Consider the following 20,453-nt stretch of genomic DNA (forward strand, 5'->3'; position numbering starts at 1 on the left):
GGTTGTAACCGCTTATAAATACCACTATAAAGGTCTATACCTCGAAGGTACATGAAGAATACGCATTTAAATCTGGATTTTTGTCAGGTCATTTCACATTAAGAATTGCGATAATCGCGAGGGTTCATACCGGTTTCTTTTTTAAATACACGCGTAAAATAAAAAGAATCGGCAAAGCCGCACGCATCCGAAATTTCGCGAATCGGCAGCCTGCTGCTTTTGAGCAAATATTTCGCCCGGTCGAGCCGCATTCGCACCAGATACTCCGTTAAGCCCAGTCCGGTAACCTGCTTAAAAGCCAGTGATAAATAGCCTGGTGATAACGATACATGCTGAGCGATCATTTCCCTGGAAATGCTTTGCTGGTAATGATTTTTAATATAATCAGACGCTTTCTGTACAGCGGCCGTTGTTGGATTCTCGCTGTTCGCCATAGCTGTTAATTCATTTACTCTTTGAATCACGTTCATGAACGCCAGCTTGACCAGCCATTCATAACCATCCACTTTTGACTGCCATAGCTGAAAAGCATCTCGAAACGTTTCTTCAATGTCCGTCTGCCCGATATGGACTACCTGACCGCTCACCGGCACAATCTCCGCGCCTTCCGTTAGCAGCATCTCCCCATTCTCCCAACGGCTTGACCAGTATTTAAAATGAAAGGATATAAAGCATACGGTATTGTCAGACTGCGTCGTAATTCGCATATGCGTGTTAGGCCGAATTTGAAACAAACACCCCTTATGAAGCTGATGTCGTTCCCCATCCAACTCAAGCCATCCTTCCCCTTCTACCACATAAGAAAATGTATGCAATTTGGTTCGTTCCCTGAGGAGTTCATAATGAAATTCATCCCAGAAGCATTTATTTCGTTCAACAACGTCTAAAATCCGAGGTGTAAAGCTTGTCAAAAATTCATAATTCATACTTGTCCTGCCTTATCTCTGAATTGCCCCGGTGTCATGCCCTCAATCTTTTTAAAGAGGCGGTTAAAATAAGGTGGCTGGTAGCCGACTTGCATCGCAATATCATTGATTTTTTCGTCTGTATCCAGAAGCAATTGTTTGGCTCGCGTCAATCTATATTGCGTTAAATAGTCAATAAACGTTTGTCCTGTGACTTGCTTAAAACCCAAGCTCAACTTCTTGGAATAGGTACCATGCAGATCTGCACAATACTCGAGTGATATGTCTTTGGCATAGCTGCTATGAATCGTTGTCAGCACGTTTTCTACAAGTCGTTTTAGCTGCATATCCTGTGTAAGATGCAGCCTGTGAATATATGGGGCTACGATATACTGCTTTATCCATCTGACAACTGCTTCAGGCTCTCGGATAGCTGCAAGCTGTTCCCACATATCCACCCCGTCATTTAGCTGCAATGGGTTATACCCTGACAGCAGAATGGTGTTCTGCAAATTCCCGCACAGCTGCATGAGGGCCTGCCTGACATCCAGCTCCGTACTCGCCTCTGCTTTTAATAAGGTGAAAAAATGATCCAACAACGCCATAAGCTCATCCTCATGCCCTGAACGCAGCGCTTTCAAGATTGCCGCTTCCTCTTCAAACGGGTAGACAATGGCATCATGCCCGCCTGGAATCATATCCTCCACATCCAAAATTTGCTGCGTCTCACCATGCTTCCGATAAGCAAGCGCATTCCGGGCATCATCAAAGCAAAGTGACAGCTTACGAAGTTCATTCGTTCGGGCGCCAACACACACCGTGACTTCCACTTTCAACAGGCTGTTCAAGGTATGTGCCAATTCTTCCGCCAAGTGAAATAAGCTTGATTGTTGGTTTTCCTCTGCCATGTCATTGCGAAGTCGCACAAGCACACCTAATGTGAGGTCATGGAAATTAACGATAAGTCCGTCGATTCCTTTGTTTTTCGTAATTTCCTTCACAATATTCATGGCAGCAAAGGTCACTAATTGCTCATCCCCAGGTGAAAATTTCCCCTCAGATCGGTAAATACCATGGATTTGCAGCGCCAAGATTGCGTGCTCGCGACCATTGACCTCCCAGCCTAGCTGTTCGACGCGATCGGTCATCTCCCCTTCGCTAAGAAAAGATAACTTTCCTTGGAGCAACTGCAGCATAAAATTTTCACGGAGTGATGGCAAATGTTGATCAATACGCTCTTGAAGAATCTGACTTTCGCGTGATAAATGCTTCCATTCGTCAGCAATATATTCAAACTCATTATGTCCCCCTGATGAACGTCCAGGAAACAATTGTTGAAAGAATCGATGAACCGGATTGTACATCCGGCGGTAAGAATACCACGACAGCAGCAGCGCAAGCAGGATACCCAGACATCCCGTTATCATGATCACGCGTGATAATCGCTGGACAGGCTCCGTCATTTGATCGAGCGGTGTCGCAGAAGCAATCGTCCAGAGATTCCCTATTCGCTTCATCTGACCAACAGATAAGGAATAAGCCTCTCCGTTCCAGGTTTGGATGGAGGAAGTTACTTCCGTTTTACTGCCTGCAATCGATTTCATTAATATTTTATCTAAATCGGTAGGTCGCTCTATGCTGCTTTGCCCTAAAGAAATGATATTACCATCCTGCTGGAGGAAAACGGTAGAACCCGTCCCTTCCGCATCCAATTCTGAAATGAGCGCATTCAGCTTCTTCGCATTGATTTCAATAATGAGCGCAGCTTCTGTTTCAACGAGTCCCCCAGGTATCCGTACAATTAGCGAAAAAGGCGCCATGCCATTATTACTCTTTAATTGATTGGACCAATAGACATCCCGTTGGTAGGAAGCAAGCGTATGGTACAACTGCAGGTCATCCGACGATTGAATGACGTTGATGCCCGAGTTCTCTTTAATCAGCATATGCTGTTTATCCAAATAGAGAGTCACATCGCCAATTAAAGGATCCGACGATTTGATCCAAGTTAACGACTGAAAGATGGAGCGAGTACCCCTGAAATCCTGGTAGACGTCCAAATCCGCAAAACTGCTGCCCAAATTCAAATTAAACGACCATTGCGCCATAATGGATTCCAAATGATTTAAATTTTCATTGATCCGTTCAATGCCATAGGCGACTTGGTTTTGATGTGCTTTCTGTGCTTCTTTTTCAATCTGCTGTGTGCCAAGTACATACAAGATAATGCCGATAATCGCTGCCGGTAAGCAAGCGCTTAGCATGACGATGATCAGCTCTTTCCGTCGATAAACCAGTTTGCGCATACGCACCCTTACTCCCCTCATCTGCCCGAACACAGGTAGATTACACATCCGCCACAATGTAGCTCCATCATATAAGAAATCATGCAACCTGCAAAGGGCAGAATCGCCAAAAAACATGCCAAGAATGAAAGTCTAATCGCAGGAAATTCCCAAGAATAAGAATGAAACGCTAGGAAATGCCCAAGAATAACTGTCTAGTTGTCGGAAATCAATCGTCATCCTATAGTGGAGCCATGAACAACACATCCACTCCACAGAAAGGTGAGTCCTATGAAGTCCAAAACAACAGCGTTGATTACTCCGTCCAGTAAGCGCACCTCCGCCACGATGGCCGCTGCTTCCCAATGGCGCCGCACATGGCAAGGGCTGAAGCGCGATCGCATGCTCTATTTAATAGCCTCTCCGATGCTATTATTTTTCCTCATTTTTAAATATGTACCCATGTGGGGTATACTCATCGCCTTTAAAAACTATACCCCTTACGTCGGGTTTTGGGATAGTCCGTGGGTGGGGCTGGAGCATTTCCGTCGATTCTTTGGCAATGAAAGCTTCTTCCTGCTCCTCCGTAATACGCTTGCAATTAATTTGCTGAATTTAATATTCTTCTTCCCTATGCCAATTCTCCTATCGCTTATGTTAAATGAAGTGCGCAGGGAATGGCTCAAGCGTATCATTCAATCCATCATTTACTTGCCGCATTTTCTGTCTTGGGTCATTATTGTCGGCATTACCTATCTCATGCTCTCCACTTCGAGCGGCTTCATTAATAAGCTTCTTGATGCGTTAGGGTATGAGAAGATCGACTTTCTTACCTCGCAAGGGATGTTCTGGGGACTGCTGACGCTTCAATCCATCTGGAAAGAGGTCGGTTGGGGAACGGTCATTTTCCTTGCCGCCATAGCTTCTGTCGATACGCAGTTATTTGAAGCAGCACGTATGGATGGCGCAGGCAGACTTCGTCAAATCTGGCACGTCACTTTGCCGGCTATTCGCAACGTCATTATCATTTTACTCATCCTGCGTATCGGTCACATGATGGATGTCGGGTTCGAACAAGTCTATCTCATGATGAACGGCGCTGTCTCCGATGTTGCCGATGTATTCGATACGTATGTATATCGCAGCGGTATTCAGCAAGCTCAATTCAGCTACAGCACAGCTGTCGGTTTGTTTAAGTCGATCATCGGTGTCATCCTTGTCGTCCTTACCAATCGCCTAGCCAAGAAGTTTGGCGAAGATGGCATTTACTAGAAAGGAGTACTCAGCATGAACCAACGAACACTTGCGGACAAATGGTTTGAAGGAAGTATCCTCGCCGTTTTAATCGTGATCGCACTGACGATGTTATTTCCCTTCTATTATGTAACAGCGGTCTCTTTCACGTCACCTATTGAGTATTTACAGAAATCGATCGTACTCCTGCCGGAAAAATGGACACTTGATTCCTACCGCTATTTGCTCTCCAATAATGTCTTTATACAAGCTGCCGGTGTGAGCACATTTTTAGCCGTGGTCGGCACAGCACTCAGTTTAATTGTGACATCGGCTGGTGCCTATGCCCTCTCACGCAAACGGTTACAAGGACGTCGTGTGTTACTCATCCTAATTCTCCTGACAACGCTGTTTAATCCAGGCATTATTCCACCTTATTTGGTTGTTCGAGATTTGCATATGATCAACACCATCTGGGCATTGATTCTTCCCGTTCTTACCAGCGGATGGTATGTCATTCTCATGAAGGGCTTTTTTGATAGTATCCCCGATGAGCTTGAAGAGGCGGCTAAAATCGATGGAGCAAGCGATCTAGGTACATGGTTCCGGATCATTCTGCCTCTCTCTCTTCCATCGCTGGCAGCTTTCGGATTATTCTATGCCGTTGCCTACTGGAACACGTTCTTCTCGGCGGTGCTCTACATCACAAAGCCAGATCTTCGTCCTTTGCAAATTGTCCTGCAAACGCTGCTCATCGACTCCTCCTCCTCCTCCTCGGGGGAAATTGCGAATCAATTAGCCGGGGATATCCAAATCCCAACCGATACCTTGAAAATGGCGGCTGTCGTCATTGCCACACTACCTATCCTGCTGGTGTATCCGCTTCTTCAAAAACATTTCGCAAAAGGAGTGATGGTGGGGTCTATTAAAGGATGATGAAGTACAAATATTCAGGTACAATAACTTAGGGAGGTTCTATCTATGCAAAAAAAATTCAAACTCATCTCCATTTGCGCACTGGTAACATTGACCGCTGCCCTCACTTTAACTGCCTGTAGTTCCGATAGAGAAGAGGCAAGCTCTCAGCCTGTGGCAACGAGCTCAGGACCGGTAAAAATTTCAATTTTCAGCAATCAACAAGGTGCACAGGCTGTAGATCCGAGCAATCCCATCCTTCAGGAAATTGAAAAGAAAACGAATACAACATTAAATGTTACATGGGTACCCGTCAATACGTACGCCGAGAAAACCAAGATCATGTTAGCCTCAGGCGACATGTCGGATTTGAATCTGGTGATGAATGTTTTTGATTCCCAAGTCGTTCAAATGGCGACTTCCGGTGCCTTCTGGGATATCACGCCTTATATAAAAGATTACAAAACATTGAGTTCGCTTCCGAACACCGTGTGGGACAACGCCAAAATCAAAGGTAAAAATTACGGCGTTCCGCGTCCTCGCCCATTAGAAGGTTCTTGGGGCGTCCACGTTCGGAAAGACTGGCTGGATAAACTAGGCATGAAAGTACCGGAGAACATGGACGACATGTACGCGGTGTTAAAAGCTTTTACAGAAAAAGATCCTGATGGGAATGGCAAGGCCGATACCGTTGGTCTGACTGGTCAAGTCGAAGCGGACGCTATGGGCTTATACGGATGGGTTGAAGATGTGTTCAACAACAATAATGGCTACTGGAAGCTAGTTGATGGTAAAATTACCCCTGTCTATCTAGAGCCGACAGAACGCAAAGCGCTGGAATGGCTGAAAAAAGCGTATGATGAAAAAGTGCTCACGCCAGATTTCGCTGTCATCAAAAACTCGCAAGCGCGCGAGCAGTATATGGGAGGCAAAGCTGGTGTACTAGGTTCTGCACTCAATCCCCAATGGCTCTACACCGATGCGATGCGTAAAATCGATCCGAAAGCCGATTCCTATCCACTTACGTATTTAACAACGCCAGAAGGCAATAAATTTGCCGGACAGGATTCCGGAAACTTTGGTATGTATGTGATTCCTAAGACGGTATCCGAAGCAAAAATGAAACAAATTCTGGCCTTCATGGATCGAGCTTATCAGGACGATGTCGCCGATTTAGCGCTTTATGGGCTGCCAGACAAGCATTACACGGTGAAAGACGGCTTTAAAGCAGCGACAGATCAAGCGAAAACTGATAATGTGCCGGATACGACGAATAACCTGCAGCAGATCATTCAAAAATATGATAAATATCAACGCGCCTACTATAACGGCATTCCAAAAGAGTTTTATGACCGCAGCAAGAAAATTATTGATGACCGCGCTACATTCAGCAAACCGAACGTGGCTAACGGTCTCATCTCGCAAACCAACCTCACGAACGGACCGGACTTGAACAAGAAAATGCAAGACATGAAGATTAAAGTCATTATGGGCAAAGAGACGTTAGCGGCTTGGGATGAATATGTTGCAAAAACCAAAGCTGACCCAACGGTTCAGAAAATTATTCAAGAAATGACCGACGCGTATAAAAACAAATAAGCTATGAAATGCAAAGGCAAGATACCTGACAGGGTATCTTGCCTTTTATTTTGGAACGATGATGATCACTTGACGACGATATTCTTCCGGAGACATGCCCACATATTCCTTAAAATTGCGATAGAATGTCGCCATGCTCTGGAATCCGCAATCAAAGCAAACATCGGTTACATGACGTGTTGTCACGGCCAACAATCGTTTTGCGTGCTGAATGCGAAGTGTAATCATATGGCTTTTAAACTTCCGGCCCGTAGCTTCTAGAATTAATCGCGACAGATGGGACTGGGAAATATGAAATAAGCGAGAGAGCAGCGCTAAGTCCACATCCGTTTGGTAATGCTGCTCCATATATTCCAAAACTGGCCGTATATACACGTAATTATGTACGCCATTTGACCAAGATACATTGCTGATATCTTCCTTGGACATTCGCAACAATGCTACACAAATTGATAATAACAAGCTTTTTAGCGCTGTTTTATGACCGGGAGCTTTGCGACTCTGTTCCTCATACATCTGTTCAATCATCAAACGCAGACTCTCCATAACCTCTCTGCTCCCTTGCAAGCGATTGCGAAAATGAAAGGGAAAATAGCGGAAAGGTACCATCAACTCAGGCTCTTCCTTAGCTAATAGTTCCGCATCAAAGTTAAAGAAAATAAACTCACACGGATGATCGAGATCCGACTTGGCGATATGATTTTCAAGGATATTTACAATAAAAATATCTCCAGGTTCAACCGGGTATACCGTTTCAGCAAAATAAAAATGTCCACGACCAGAAAGACACAGCCCCATCTCAAAACTGTTGTGGTGATGCTGAGGTTCAAGGTCCTTACTAGGAGTCCATTTAAAAGCATGCAGGGGGAGCTCTTTATCTTCGTACAGGATAGGCAGAATCATCTGTGTTTCCTTTCTTTGAAACATGTACATTCACACCTCTAATTGTAACAGAAAACACCCGGAAGGAGCATCTAGCTTGCTTCTCCGGGCTTACCAAATAAAATGTACTTTTAATTTTTTAATTTCAGGAACACTTCATAGCTTCTCCGAGCACACTCTGAAATGGCAATGGGGTGAAAGCCGATAACAGCTGAGTATAACGTATCGTTAAGAGGCTTTACCCAATGCGCAGGGAGCTGCTTAGCCCCAAGTGAAGCGCCCATAATCGAGCCTACTGTCGCTCCGTTACAATCTGTATCCCACCCGCATAGAACGGATGTAGCGATGGCCGTCGTAAAGTCACCTTTGGCGAAAACCAGCGAAGCTGCGACCAAAGCGGCATTATTATTGGTATGAACAGGGTCATAGTGCTGGAAAGCATCCCATAGTTGTTGGACTAAAGCGAGTTGATCTGTTGTATCCTGGGCAATATCCACGGCTTTTCTAACATCCCGTGCTAAGCGGCAGTTTTGCGGAATTTCACTAAGTCCAATCTCTACCAGTTTCAGGGGATTCGACTCCACGAAAGCGGCAGCAATCATTGCAGCAACAAACATTTCACCGTAAATGCCGTTTCGAATATGGGAGAAGGAGGCATCTCGCCAAGCCAACTCTGCGGCAAGCTCAGGCTGGCCTGCTGCTCCATAGGCAAACCCGTCTGCCCGAATTTGTGCGCCTATGAATTCGCGATATGGATTCAAATAAGTGCGTACCCAGTGCTTCTTATGATCCCAATCCTGCGGTTTTTTAACTTCACCATAATGATGCGTAACTTGAGCAAAATTCAAGTAGGATTGTGTTTCGGCTGTACATACCTGGTTATAAGATAGCACCTCGTGCCATAGCTTGCCGATATCCCAGGAATCCCAATCCAGTCCTTTTCTCTCAAGCATCATAAGTCCAAGAACGGTATATCGAATATCATCATCCGTTTGCATGTAAGCAATTCGTTCTTTTGTACTTTCCGACCCCCAGGTTGCTAATTTTATTCCATATTCTTTCTCCGCTGAGGAATTTCCTGGTGTATAGTTCTGAATTGGCCATGCATTCGCTCCTTCAAACCAAAGATACACGTTTTCCCATCCCGGTCGGCCATGTGAGCCTGCCATAAAGTTCGGCCATTCCAGCGGTTTACCCAACGCGCAGCCTATAGATCTGCCGAGCCATGCACCGTAGAACTTGTCTTGCCATGCTTCAGATGACAGATCAAGTTCTAGCTTACGCGGCCCCTCTGGACGAAGCGCTCTGATTTCTTTCAATTCATTAGGTTCATCCATATTCGGTTGCTGCGGTTCCAGAGCACATAACTGGCCATAAATCGACAGCAAGTCGGCTTCATTCTCACTTGCTGCTTCAATTCGCTCCAGAAAACCATTCACATCGCAAGCTTCATCTCTGCGTTGAATGACTTCTGCTCTCATCAATTCCTGTAGACCAACCCAACCCGCCATTTGATATCCTCCACAACATGTTTTTTAACATGTTTCAAGTCTACAGAATCGAGCCTTCCCTGACCTCCTAAATTTTGCAATTCATTCTCATTTTTTGCGTAATCAGCGAGAAGCAAGTCTAAGCCGGCGTCCCTCTATACACCCTGTAATATACATATAGCTGCCATGCATGCACATGCGCACAAAAAGGATGAAACGCATCCTGTATCCAGAAGGAGTATAACCCTTCACGCGTAGAAAGCGACGAGTTTACGCTGTCCGCAAAGGTCCAGTGTCCGACCCAATAGTCAGGGTAGTGATCAGCGAACCTATGAAACATTAATTTGCGCAGCAGCCTAATCGCTTCTTCCCTGTCGAATGTGGCAATTCCCACAATCAAAGGTCCTTGATGAGCGAACCAAACGGCTCCATCTTCACCGTCACCATTGCCCCACAGCGGGAACTCCCGCGTCCTAGCGCCATATTTTTCCCCGCCTAATACCCTCGCTTGAATTTCCTCATATAACCGTCGCTTTCGTTCAACCGGAAAGTCCTCATCTTGAAGCAAATAAGGCTGCGGCTCTATACAAAGTGTATGCACTCCAAATTGCAGTTCCGGCTCACCATGCTCACCTAAGTAACATCGCGGTGAGAATATTCTGCCTTCCATTTCATTCATAAAGGATGTTCTCACGCTATCATGATAATCACTTAAGCTTTGAATAAAGTGTGCCAACCGTGAAGGATCGCCGACATGCTCATTGGTTTGCTTTAATTCTCTTATGAAAGATGGGAACACGGCGAGAGCCATCGCGGTATTTAAGTGAGATTGGGCAAAATGCTTATAAATATTCGGCGAGTAAGGATGAAAAAAGCTGTCGCTCCAATCCGAATTCAGCATGCGGATTAATCCATTTCGTCCCCTGCCTACCACGTCTCTTAGGTAGATCCAATGCTTCATCAGGAACGTGAGTACCGTATCTGTCCGCCCAATCTCAACTGGGTAATACGCTACGCTTTCGTTCAAAAAGGAAACATCCTTCGTCACTCGCAAATATTCACTTACAGCTTGGAACATGTACAACTGTGCATCGCTTTCCATATATACGCCGGGGTCACTATAGCCGAATCCAATGTTCTGTCGCTTAATCTCACCATCTCGGGATGTGTGCTTCATCGCATAGCGGATACAGGATTTGGCAAGCTGCGGATGCGTATAAATGAGCGGCAGACAATGCTGCAAATGGTCGCGATTGGAAGCATTTTCCCCGAGATGATAGGCATAGACGGATCCTTGTGGAATATACGTTTCATTAAAATATTGGCTATATGTGGCCATCGCTTCCAAGGTATAGGCATTCCACAACATTTCGCAGCGCAGCTCCGCATCCGGCTCGTCCGCAAGGTCAGGAAGCTTCTTCCGCCATAACTCGGTATAAGCACCCAGGAAATCTCCGTGCGGTTGAGCTTGTTCCAGCATGTCCTGAAACTGATCTTCCATCGCATGGGCATCCTGTTCAAAAGTAAGACCGATTACGAATTGCAATGTCTTGTGTTCACCGGGTGCCAGTTCAACTGAACATTCCGCACTTAACATGTCTCCCCGATCCTGACAGCGAGTTGATACTGTGCAAATTCCTCCGGTGGAAACTGGGACCACTTTTAGAAACAAAGACGGTGGAGCGATATCATGGGTGTAGACTTCCTGGATATCGTCTGGCAGTACTTGCAATTGGGTCGGTTCGTAGAAAATATCGGCTTTTACCACATTTCTTTCCGAATCCACACGGACTTGATTTCGATACAACGATTCTCCCGTCGTTTCAGCCGCATTCTGATCGTTCATCATCATGTAATGAGCAAGCATCTCTTCCTTATAGCCGACGGTTAAAGGGAGCTTCCCCTTGTTCGTCAACGTCACTTGAACTAAAAAAGACGGGTTGCCCTTATGCAGCTCCATGGAGGGTTGCATGGAAATCACTTTGCTCAGTTGCAGATCTTGCAACTGATATTGCAGGCTAGCATACCCGATGCCAAACGTTTGCGCCGTCACCAGCTCCTTGCAGGCGTTTTCGCCAACAAGGGAATATAATGCTTCGCCATCGTCACTTGCTATACCAACGATGCTCTGGTTCCAGCCTTTATTTTTGCCACCATGATTCATTCTGGCCCATCCGCGTTCACCTGTAATAAACTGATAACCGCCACTGGCATGAACGAATAGTGTAGCTCTATAATTCCCTAATAAAAAGCAAGGATCCTCAGGAAGCTTTGCATCCTGTCCTGCTTTATCCTTGGCAGCAACCGGATATCCCCCGGTGTAATGATACACGGGAAGTTGATGCTGATCCCAACCCCAATGACCGACTCGGTGCAATGCACACACAACCTCTCAGTATCATGTAGAACTTTGCTTAAAGAATAACGTCCTGTGAACGAAGGCGCTCCCGTAATAACCCTGTGGAGACGGATCGCACCTGGACGTTCTGTTCCAAGCTTACAACTGCTGCTACTCCTGCAGCTTGCCCCATCGCCATACATTGGGCGGAGTTCCTAGCTGACGCTTGAGCCCCATGTGTGGCCGACAAACATCGTCCAGCTACGAGCAGATTGTTCACTTTCTGAGGAACTAGTGCCCGATATGGAATATGGTAGTAGCCATCGTCACTCACGTACACCCAACGGGTGTCTTTTCCTGAGCCATGATCCTCAACCGGTGCGCCGCAGCAAGCAATTCCGTCCCCGAATTTTCGACCTTCCACCACATCTTCTTCCGTCAGCCTGTATTCGCCGATAATGCGTCGGGTCTCCCGAACGCCAATATGATGACTGGTTCCTACCAGGAATGCTTGTTCAAAGCCTGATACACATTCTTTTAAAAAACGTACATACTCTCTGGTTTGACTACGTCCTTCCACCTCTGCAAGCGTTAAAGCATATGGATCTGTAGCATCGACGCCACTGACCCGTACCATATTCGCTTGAATAACGCCAGGATTTGGCGTGATGTGCCAAGATCCCTCCTCCCGAGGAAGCACGAACTGCCCAGAACGATTCGCTTCTTTCATCTTGGCGGCAAGCTTCTGGTGAGAAACAAGCTTAGCAGCAGCCGTGTCGACATTTGCCATGAAAAATATCGTAGATAGCGACTGCAGCTCATTCGTGTCACTTTTCTCGAAAGGGGCACCCGATCTGGCTGCGATATCCCCATCCCCTGTAGCGTCAATATAGACATTCGCAGAAACCTCGGTTAAACCCTGCTTATTCGCAAGGAGAACACCTGTTATAAGGCCTTCTGACACGTGCACCTCACTGGCATACGTATGGTACAACAGCTCAGCGCCGGAAGCCAGAACAGCTTGCTCATAGACAACTTTTAACATCTCGACATCGTACGTAATCCCCGTACCTGCACCATACGTATTTGTCCGCTCAAATGCCGCATTCGCATGCGTTAGCTGCCCGGCTATCTCCCAAGGTATACCTCCGACAATTCGTTCTTGCCGCTTCGGCGTATAGAAACCGTAAAACGTATCCACCCCTGTCGCCGTTCGGGAGCCTCCCAAGCAGCCTTGGGATTCCACGAGAAGCACCTTTCGTCCACCACGTGCCGCACTAATCGCCGCACATACGCCAGCTGCGCCACCGCCAAGCACCACTATATCCACTGTTTTGCAATCCATTGTTATTGGGGTTCCCTTCTCTATAGATTAAATGGATCTGGTCGTACGCCAGTATTCCTCGTAAGATGCGTTGAATAGCTCTTTAGACGCATCTTCGCCTACGAAGATTGCACTTGTAATTACCTTCGGCGGTTTCCCTGCCGCTGTCAACTTTTGAGCAACTTTGCATTTGATGAGGTTAACAATCAAGGTATTGCCAATCGTGGAGCCCGGTCCAACCGGTGTGTGCAAGCCCTCAATTTTGACCATAGCGTCTCCGGGTACAGCACCATTGTCGATGACAATATCCGCCAGCTCGAACAAGCGGTAACCCGAGCTGTGCTTAGAACGGCTTTGCTGGCTATGCCCAACAGACGTCACCGCAATAACAGGGATGCCATGTTCTTTCATCGACAACGCAATGTCAATGACGACACTTCCCGCCCCGCTGTGTGAGAATAACATCATGCTGTCATGGGCGCCATAATGAAAATTATCTGCAATTACGCGACCAAAGCCCTCCACATTTTCCAGAAACATCGCCTGACGCTGCCCATTGCTGCCTACAACCGCATGATGATTGGTCAACGATAGCTCTACCATGGGATGAAAACCAGGAAAGCTGCCGTAACGCGGATACATTTCTTCGACAGCCATTCGTGAGTGTCCGCTGCCGAAGAGATGGACCAACCCATCCTTGTAAATACTGTTAAAACAAATGTCGGCGGCGCGATCAATAACGTCCATCTGAGTCTGTTCCACGCGCTCAATGACTTTCTTCACGCCATCTAAATAATGGGTATTTAATATGGAGTAAGCTTCCACATTTATGTTTGTTGTTGTCATTTGTTTAATCTCCTTTGTATTTCGATTATTGAGCACTCCAACCGCCATCTACAGGTAACGCGATACCGGTCATAAATTTTGCCTCTTGGCTTGCCAAGAACAAGATGGCTGAGGCTACATCGTTCGGATAGCCAACATGCGGAGCCAGCGGCTGAAACTCTGTTAACGCTTCGCAGATAACCGGATCACTGATGGCGCGCTGCGACATCGGGGTATCTAGCAACCCGGGACACACGACGTTCATCCGAATGTTATTTTTGGCATAGTAGACCGCAGCGGATTTCGTTAGTGAGATGACAGCCCCCCGACTGGCTGCATAGGCATGCGTGGTGAAATGATCTCGGACGCCCACCATGCCAAGCACGGATGAAATATTGACGATCACGCCTCCTTCTCGCTGCTCCAGCATTCGCTTTAGCGCAATGCGATTGCTATTGTAGACACTTTTTACATTCACACTCATCGCCCGATCCCAGCCTTCTTCCGAACACTGGTCCAAAGGGCCGTCGCCAAATCGCCTTGCACTTATGCCTGCGACATGCACCAAAACATCAAGCCGTTTCTGGATGCCCTCTAACTTCGCTGCTGCGTGATTCATTTGCTGAGTACTTGCTGCATCGGCTTGCACGTGAATTACATCAGGGCTGGATAAAACATGCTTTTGTTCATCGGATAACTGATCTTCAGATTCCACGCCTATGACTGCCACCTGCGCTCCCTCACTTAGGAAACGCCGGACCGTTTCAAGCCCAATGCCGCCGGTACCGCCGACAACAAGCACATGCTGATTTCTGAAACGCATGTTTACATCTCCCTCTCCAGATGCATATTTCTAATCGCATAAGCCTCGGCAGGATTGTGTCTAAGCAGCAATTGCAACTGCGCTTCAGTTACACCTTCCGCCTGCAGACGTGGAACAAAAGAAGCTAACAGATGCGCCATCCCAGGTCCCCCTCCGTAAGATTTCCAATAAGAACGAAGGGCAAAATCGGTACCTAGCAGCAGTTGCCGTTCATATCCTGCCTCGATCATTCCGCGAATGAGTTCGCTGCCATGGGAATCAGGGTGATACTTGATTCGGCTGGCATTGTCGTATTCCAGATAACAGCCTGTTGCCGCCAATTCTTTGTGCACATACAAATCCGGATTACGGTCCATGTGACAGATAATCACATTTCTTGGATTTACGCCGTATTTTTCTAACAGCTGGATTTGCTCCAGCCCGCAGGTCCCGTGCTCGGTATGCGTAGCAATTGGCACGCCGGTTGCCAGATGCGCGATGGCCGCTGCCTCCAGCAGTTTCTTGGATACTGGTGCGATGACGTTATAACCCGAAGCTCCTTTGAGAACCCCCGCTTTTGCAGGTAAACGATCAACAATTGGTCCGTTATAGCTGTGCCGGTCCATCCCGATCGTGCATTCCGCGATGAGCAGCTCGGCAATCTGATCAACCGGGTAGTGGTAGATCCAATGCAGATCATCGTAGTACATCGGTTTATGAAACCCGGTTACCGCAATGATATGCGCGCCAGTCTGCCTTGCAATATCTACCAGCGCAGCCGGGTTCCTGCCACTGTCCAGCGGCATGTAATCCACAAATGTACGTGCTCCATACTGCATACAATCCTGAACCTCCAACACGGCAGCCTCGATGCGGTTCAGCTGTAGGTCCTTATTTTTCATCACACCTAAGCCGCCTTGAATAATCAGATGCTCGTGCGCATACACAATGCCTAGCTGATCTAGGGGAATATCGCCGAGAACCGTTCGGACTTTTCGTATTTTCATACCGCACCTCCCAAAACTTTTGCTAACTCGTGATTAATTGTATTACTCTAGTACGATTGTACGTACAAACTAATTTTCACTTTCATTATAAAATATTCACCAAGGTATGTCTATTACTTATTACGATTGTTCGTACAAAGTTGAAAAAGACCATACTACCGAATCGAACTTCTCGGAATATGGTCGTTCTCGTGCGTTATTCGCCCTTGTTCGGCGTTCTACTTAATCGAATCTCATAAGAATATAAATCAGCTCTTATCACACCTTCTTCGTAGACCAAAGGCTGCGCTCCATGGTCATAAGCAATTCGGCGAAACCTGAGTCCTGGGAAGCCGGAATCAACCCCCAACAGATCGGCTGATTCTCTCTCTACAAGTGCTCCCTCAATCACATGAACCGCTTCCGTGACCTCTCTTCCCGTATGTGCCTGAATTAACTCATACAGGGAACCTGTGTAATCTAACTCTTTGTTCAAGCCTAAAGAAAGCGGGAGGTAGGATTGCGAGAACACAATCGGATGCTGATCCCCCGTACGAATTCGACTAATCAGCAAAGCCTCATCCGTTTCCTTAAGCATAAGGGCAGCAGTGATGTTCTTGGGCGGGGAAACGATCTCCACTTCCACGAGCCGCGTGCCGGGGGTCATCCCTCGCCGCTTCATCTCTTCACTGAAGCTTAACAGATTAGGCAAATCAACTTTCACTTTAAGCGGTGCGAGAAAAATGCCTTTCCCCGTAATCCGGTTAATAAGTCCGCTGTTCTCAAGCATTGTCAACGCATTGCGAATGGTTGCCCGGCTCACTTGAAACCTTTCTTGCAGCTCCATTTCTGTCGAATAATAATCGCCTGGTTGTCTGGAACCATCCGTCAACTCCGCCTCGAGCTGTTGATAAACTTGGTAGTATAAAGGTAATGGCAAATCACGATCAATACGCTGCATGGTGCACCTCACGCTATCTTATTACGATTGTACGTACATAATAACATAGTTGGGATAACCAGCAAAGGTTACGCTAGTCGGATAACAAGTCTTTCACAAGTAAATGGGCAGCCCTTTTGATGCCGATGCATAGGCGGATAAAATAATCTGAAGCGGCTTCGCTCCCTCTTCGCCGTTGACAATCGGCTCCCGATCCTGGTCAATCGCGTCGATCAGATCCTGCAGTTGCAAACGATGTGCAGTGCCTACAGCATCCTCCGGATTGGCCGTCTTTTTATTCCAATTGACCACTCTTTGTTCAGCGAGGTGGGACCAGTCGCTCTCTCCATCGCGTGACGCAACATAAACAAGTTCATTGTTTTCCAGAATCGCGCTTCCCTGCTGTCCAAAAATTTCGATGCGCGTTTGAAGTCCCGGATAAGCGCAGGTCGTGGCAAACAACGTGCCGATGCCGCCGTCTGCATATGTCAGCACCGCTGTAGCAATATCCTCCACATCGATGTGCTCGTGGCCGATAGTCCTGGTATGGGCGTGCACGGATGTCACACTGCCCATCAAATACTGAAGCAGATCAACCGTATGTATGCCCTGATTAAGCAGGGCTCCACCACCATCCAACTCCTTTGTTCCACGCCAAGAGCCGCTGTCGTAGTAATTTGAGTACGGTACCAATTAATTGAGGCGTTGCCTGCCAACAATTGTCCCAAGCGGCCTTCCGCTATCAGTTGCTTCAACACAATGACATCTGGACTCAACCGATGCTGTGAAATCACGGTAAGCTTAACGTTCGCCCGCCGGCAAGCGGCAATCATCGCCTGTGCATCGTTCCAGGTAATCGCCATCGGTTTTTCCGTAATCACATGCTTGCCAGCTTGCGCACAGGCGATGACTTGCGCGCTATGCAGCCCGCTGGGGGTGCAGACCGACACGATGTGAATGTCCTTCCGAGCTAACAAATCGGACATATGGGTATAACCTTCGCAGCCAAACTCCGCAGCAAATTGTGAACTTTGTCATGATAACGGTTCGGCAACTTTCCATACGACATTCCTCCAAAATAATAATTTGTAATAACGTTATGACAATTAATTAAAAGAGAAGTGCAGGGGTTAGCCTGCACCCGTTTAAGAAGGGTTGCCTGTTCTGCCCGGGTTCACTCCGGTACTTCCTCGAATGATGAACTCCGTCGCAAGAATAGACGTACGGTTCGTCGAGGCTTGGTCTTGACCTTCGATTTCTGTAATCAAAGCTTGCACAGCAGCACGGCCAATTTCTTTTAGAGGCTGGCGTACGGAGGTGAGCGCTGGATTCACCAAGGAAGCCATAGGGATATCATCGTATCCGATGACCGATATGTCAGCAGGAATGGCGAGCCCGGCTTGCTGCAAACTTTGCATAGCACCTAAGGCCATCATATCGTTCCAGCAGAACAACGCCGTCGGCGGCAACTCCCTGTTCAACAGGCCGGCTGCAGCCTTACTGCCAAAGGCAAATGTGCCTTCCCCGCGGATAATCAGGGCTTCATCTACGGTTAGGCCGTTTGATTCCAGCGCGAAGCGGTACCCTGCTTCCCTGTCGGACCTATGGGAACCCACATAAGCAATTCGCACGTGTCCAAGTCGAATCAAGTACGTGACAGCTTGAACAGAAGCCTGAAAGTGATCCGCTGAGATGTTATAATGCGCCTCCGGCAGCGTGTAATCCAAAGAAACGAGCGGAAGACGATTCAGATGCGTCTGATACAGCTTGCGAAGAGCTTCAGCATCCTTAACTACGCTTCCGGAAATGATGCCGTCAACTTTACGTTCTACGAGTGTCTTAAAACATTCCAAATTTTTTTCAAGTTCGTAACCTGCTGAGCAGAGAAGTAGTGTATATCCTCGTTCCCAGGCTGCTTCTTGTACGTGTTCGGCCCGCGTCACGCGCGACATCTTTAATTGTAACTTTCATTAGAGGTCCGCCTGAGTGATAAGTAATTAATTGTCAGAAGCATTTTTCACAATAAATCCACGTGGATCAATCAATTCTTCTTCGTAAAGATACGGCTTATCACCAAAATTGACAATTGCCCGCTTCCCGGATGAGAACAGTGTTTCCTGCACGTGCCGATCCTCGCTCACAAAGCGATGAGAGACTAACTCGTCATAACAGATCTGCTGCAGCCACGGACAAATCCGTTGATAACTCTCCACAAAGGTAGCTTCAAAGCTATCCCACCGCTCTTGATCGATCGACCATAGCGGTGCGGAGCCATACAGAATGTTGAATAAATCCTTTTTCCACCAAATTTCAGGGCTATGATGATTAGCGTCTTCCCAGCGCCAGGAAGTCACAATCGCATCGTGATAGACAAGTTCATACAGCGGGACTCTTGTGTACTCGTTGATGGAGTAAGCCAAATAAGTATCCGTTGCAGTTCTAGTACCCAGCATCACTGAAGGCCTTTCATTATTTTTCCAATCTCCATAGTGATAAATGGACCCCTTTTTATGAATATCGGAGTTAAACCATGTACGCTGCAGCGTCATCATCCCATGCACATACACGCTATGGGAACCTGCGAAGTCCGCCCCAAATTCTGCACCAATAAAGGTGCCGTAGTTATCTTCCAAATACTCATAATTCTGTACAATGGCTTCCGCGTACTGCTGACGGGTTAACGGATGATCCTCATGATGACATTCATAAAGTCCGTTTGCTTGGTAAACGTCCACAAAATACGTCTCATGCGGGTAGATTTGCAGCTCTTTCTCTACCCGCTTCACCATTTCCGGGCGTACAGCTACAGGACACACATATGTGCCGTATTGATTTGAATACGTAGAGCCATCTGGTTTCCTGGATGTGATCTGCTCAAATAACCCTGGATATACATTCCTTTTGAGAGGAATCCGCTCGATTTCCGTATTACCTGCATGACCTTCTGGGTGAATATCAGTGAAGAGCTCATAAGCGCCTGTCGCATAGCCCAGCTCTTTCAGACGGCTGTCGTAATCCTCTTCCGGATACGGTAAGTGATTGGCGTCCCACAGAAACATCGCTTTATCAATTCCGGCTTCTTTTAATTTTTGAGCGAAGATGACCTCACGTGCTTTATCCCAAGCATAAATATGTACAGCTCCAAGAATTTTTGCAATGGCAGGAAAACGTTCCTGATTTTCTTTTAAAGAAATCACATTATTTTTCGGCCATGCATAAGCTCGATATCGTTTACACTGGGCCACATAACCGCCTTGATGGAAGAAAATATAGCGGATTTTGCGTTCATAACCGAATGCTCCCATTGAGCTGAGCCAAGTCGGTGCAAAGGTGATAAGACCTCGCTCGCGCTTGAGGTCAATGGCTGCGTCAAATGGCGTTTCAATAATGGCCATATAGCCAGTTTCAAGTGCCGTATCCGTAACGCCAATCCATGCCATCGCCGCACCCCCTCCGCAGAAAAAGATAGGCTGCTCCTCCAGTGGATAAACGGTATCCGTTACGGGAAGCAGCAGGCCCTGACTATCGGTCTGGAGTACGTAATGTTCGGGATTCGGCGCCTCAAAAGCAGGCGGAAAGCTGATTTTCTCAAAGGGCGCATGCGGATCAGCCGATAGTGTGAAAGTCACTTCCGATTGTTCTGTTAGGGCAATGGTCACCGACATGGCGAACGCGCCTTGCAGCTCTACTTTTAGCGTATTACCGCTCTGCGACACCTGATAAATCTGCCAGCCACGTTCAAACGGCAGCTGTTCCCAGCCTTTATTTACACGTTTATCGGTAACTGTTATTCGCTTCTCAAGCGTATCCAACTTTAATTCAAGCTGATGGTCTTCCAGTATCCAAGTGTTAAGCATGTGTTTCTCCCTCTTCCTTATCCATTATTCTATGTATTGGCAACTCCGCTTCTTAATGATATTCATAAGCAC

Annotated in this window: 16 protein-coding genes and 1 pseudogene; 3 read left to right on the forward strand and 14 right to left on the reverse strand. The window is 47.1% G+C overall.

The window, feature by feature from the left end:
- Window positions 1-98 precede the first annotated feature (98 nt).
- A complete protein-coding gene (locus RQP52_RS13670) occupies window positions 99-926 on the reverse strand; it encodes an AraC family transcriptional regulator (RefSeq protein ID WP_315952157.1) in 828 nt (275 codons plus the stop codon).
- Window positions 923-3,211 (reverse strand): helix-turn-helix domain-containing protein, encoded by a 2,289-nt coding sequence (locus RQP52_RS13675; protein ID WP_315952159.1) that lies wholly within the window; start codon window positions 3,209-3,211, stop codon window positions 923-925. Before RQP52_RS13675 ends, RQP52_RS13670 begins: the two co-directional genes overlap by 4 nt.
- Window positions 3,212-3,538: 327 nt before the next feature.
- On the opposite strand from RQP52_RS13675, the gene RQP52_RS13680 reads away from it, so the two are divergent.
- From RQP52_RS13680 to RQP52_RS13690, 3 genes are read left to right on the forward strand one after another with little or no spacing between them, the layout of a single operon-like run.
- Entirely contained in the window at window positions 3,539-4,462 is a 924-nt protein-coding gene (locus tag RQP52_RS13680; RefSeq protein ID WP_315952244.1) for an ABC transporter permease, read from the forward strand.
- 15 nt (window positions 4,463-4,477) lie between these two features.
- Window positions 4,478-5,359 (forward strand): carbohydrate ABC transporter permease, encoded by an 882-nt coding sequence (locus RQP52_RS13685; RefSeq protein ID WP_315952161.1) that lies wholly within the window; start codon window positions 4,478-4,480, stop codon window positions 5,357-5,359.
- A 45-nt stretch (window positions 5,360-5,404) separates the two neighbouring features.
- On the forward strand, window positions 5,405-6,937 hold the full coding sequence (locus tag RQP52_RS13690; protein ID WP_315952162.1) for a type 2 periplasmic-binding domain-containing protein: 1,533 nt from the start codon (window positions 5,405-5,407) through the stop codon (window positions 6,935-6,937).
- 45 nt (window positions 6,938-6,982) lie between these two features.
- Here the strand turns inward: RQP52_RS13690 and RQP52_RS13695 are convergent, their stop codons facing one another.
- From RQP52_RS13695 to RQP52_RS13750, 12 genes and pseudogenes are all read right to left on the reverse strand, one after another.
- Window positions 6,983-7,864, reverse strand: coding sequence for an AraC family transcriptional regulator (locus RQP52_RS13695; protein ID WP_315952164.1), 882 nt, complete (start codon window positions 7,862-7,864; stop codon window positions 6,983-6,985).
- Window positions 7,865-7,950: 86 nt separating this feature from the next.
- Window positions 7,951-9,330, reverse strand: coding sequence for an ADP-ribosylglycohydrolase family protein (locus tag RQP52_RS13700; RefSeq protein ID WP_315952165.1), 1,380 nt, complete (start codon window positions 9,328-9,330; stop codon window positions 7,951-7,953).
- 118 nt (window positions 9,331-9,448) lie between these two features.
- Window positions 9,449-11,686 carry a hypothetical protein gene (locus RQP52_RS13705; protein ID WP_315952166.1) on the reverse strand — a complete coding sequence of 746 codons (2,238 nt, stop codon included), beginning with the start codon at window positions 11,684-11,686 and terminating at the stop codon, window positions 9,449-9,451.
- Window positions 11,687-11,723: 37 nt separating this feature from the next.
- The gene (locus tag RQP52_RS13710; protein ID WP_315952167.1) at window positions 11,724-12,977 is read right to left on the reverse strand and encodes an FAD-dependent oxidoreductase; all 1,254 of its coding nucleotides are present in this window, start codon (window positions 12,975-12,977) and stop codon (window positions 11,724-11,726) included.
- 42 nt (window positions 12,978-13,019) lie between these two features.
- Window positions 13,020-13,817, reverse strand: a complete 798-nt coding sequence (locus tag RQP52_RS13715) for an SIS domain-containing protein (RefSeq protein WP_315952169.1) — start codon at window positions 13,815-13,817, stop codon at window positions 13,020-13,022.
- A 25-nt stretch (window positions 13,818-13,842) separates the two neighbouring features.
- On the reverse strand, window positions 13,843-14,619 hold the full coding sequence (locus RQP52_RS13720) for an SDR family NAD(P)-dependent oxidoreductase (protein ID WP_315952171.1): 777 nt from the start codon (window positions 14,617-14,619) through the stop codon (window positions 13,843-13,845).
- 2 nt (window positions 14,620-14,621) lie between these two features.
- The gene (locus tag RQP52_RS13725; protein ID WP_315952173.1) at window positions 14,622-15,605 is read right to left on the reverse strand and encodes a phosphotriesterase family protein; all 984 of its coding nucleotides are present in this window, start codon (window positions 15,603-15,605) and stop codon (window positions 14,622-14,624) included.
- A 196-nt stretch (window positions 15,606-15,801) separates the two neighbouring features.
- Complete coding sequence (locus RQP52_RS13730) at window positions 15,802-16,545, reverse strand: GntR family transcriptional regulator (RefSeq protein ID WP_315952175.1); 744 nt, start codon at window positions 16,543-16,545, stop codon at window positions 15,802-15,804.
- A 93-nt stretch (window positions 16,546-16,638) separates the two neighbouring features.
- Window positions 16,639-17,163, reverse strand: coding sequence for a Gfo/Idh/MocA family protein (locus RQP52_RS13735; RefSeq protein WP_315952176.1), 525 nt, complete (start codon window positions 17,161-17,163; stop codon window positions 16,639-16,641).
- Window positions 17,100-17,543: pseudogene (locus RQP52_RS13740) on the reverse strand (Gfo/Idh/MocA family protein); the annotation flags it as partial. The gene RQP52_RS13735 and the pseudogene RQP52_RS13740, both read right to left, overlap by 64 nt.
- Window positions 17,544-17,669: 126 nt before the next feature.
- The gene (locus tag RQP52_RS13745) at window positions 17,670-18,476 is read right to left on the reverse strand and encodes a substrate-binding domain-containing protein (protein ID WP_315952177.1); all 807 of its coding nucleotides are present in this window, start codon (window positions 18,474-18,476) and stop codon (window positions 17,670-17,672) included.
- 45 nt (window positions 18,477-18,521) lie between these two features.
- Complete coding sequence (locus RQP52_RS13750; RefSeq protein ID WP_315952178.1) at window positions 18,522-20,381, reverse strand: glycoside hydrolase; 1,860 nt, start codon at window positions 20,379-20,381, stop codon at window positions 18,522-18,524.
- Between the last annotated feature and the right edge of the window lie 72 nt (window positions 20,382-20,453).

It is taken from the genome of Paenibacillus violae, assembly GCF_032461945.1.
Taxonomy (GTDB): Bacteria; Bacillota; Bacilli; order Paenibacillales; family NBRC-103111; genus Paenibacillus_E; species Paenibacillus_E violae.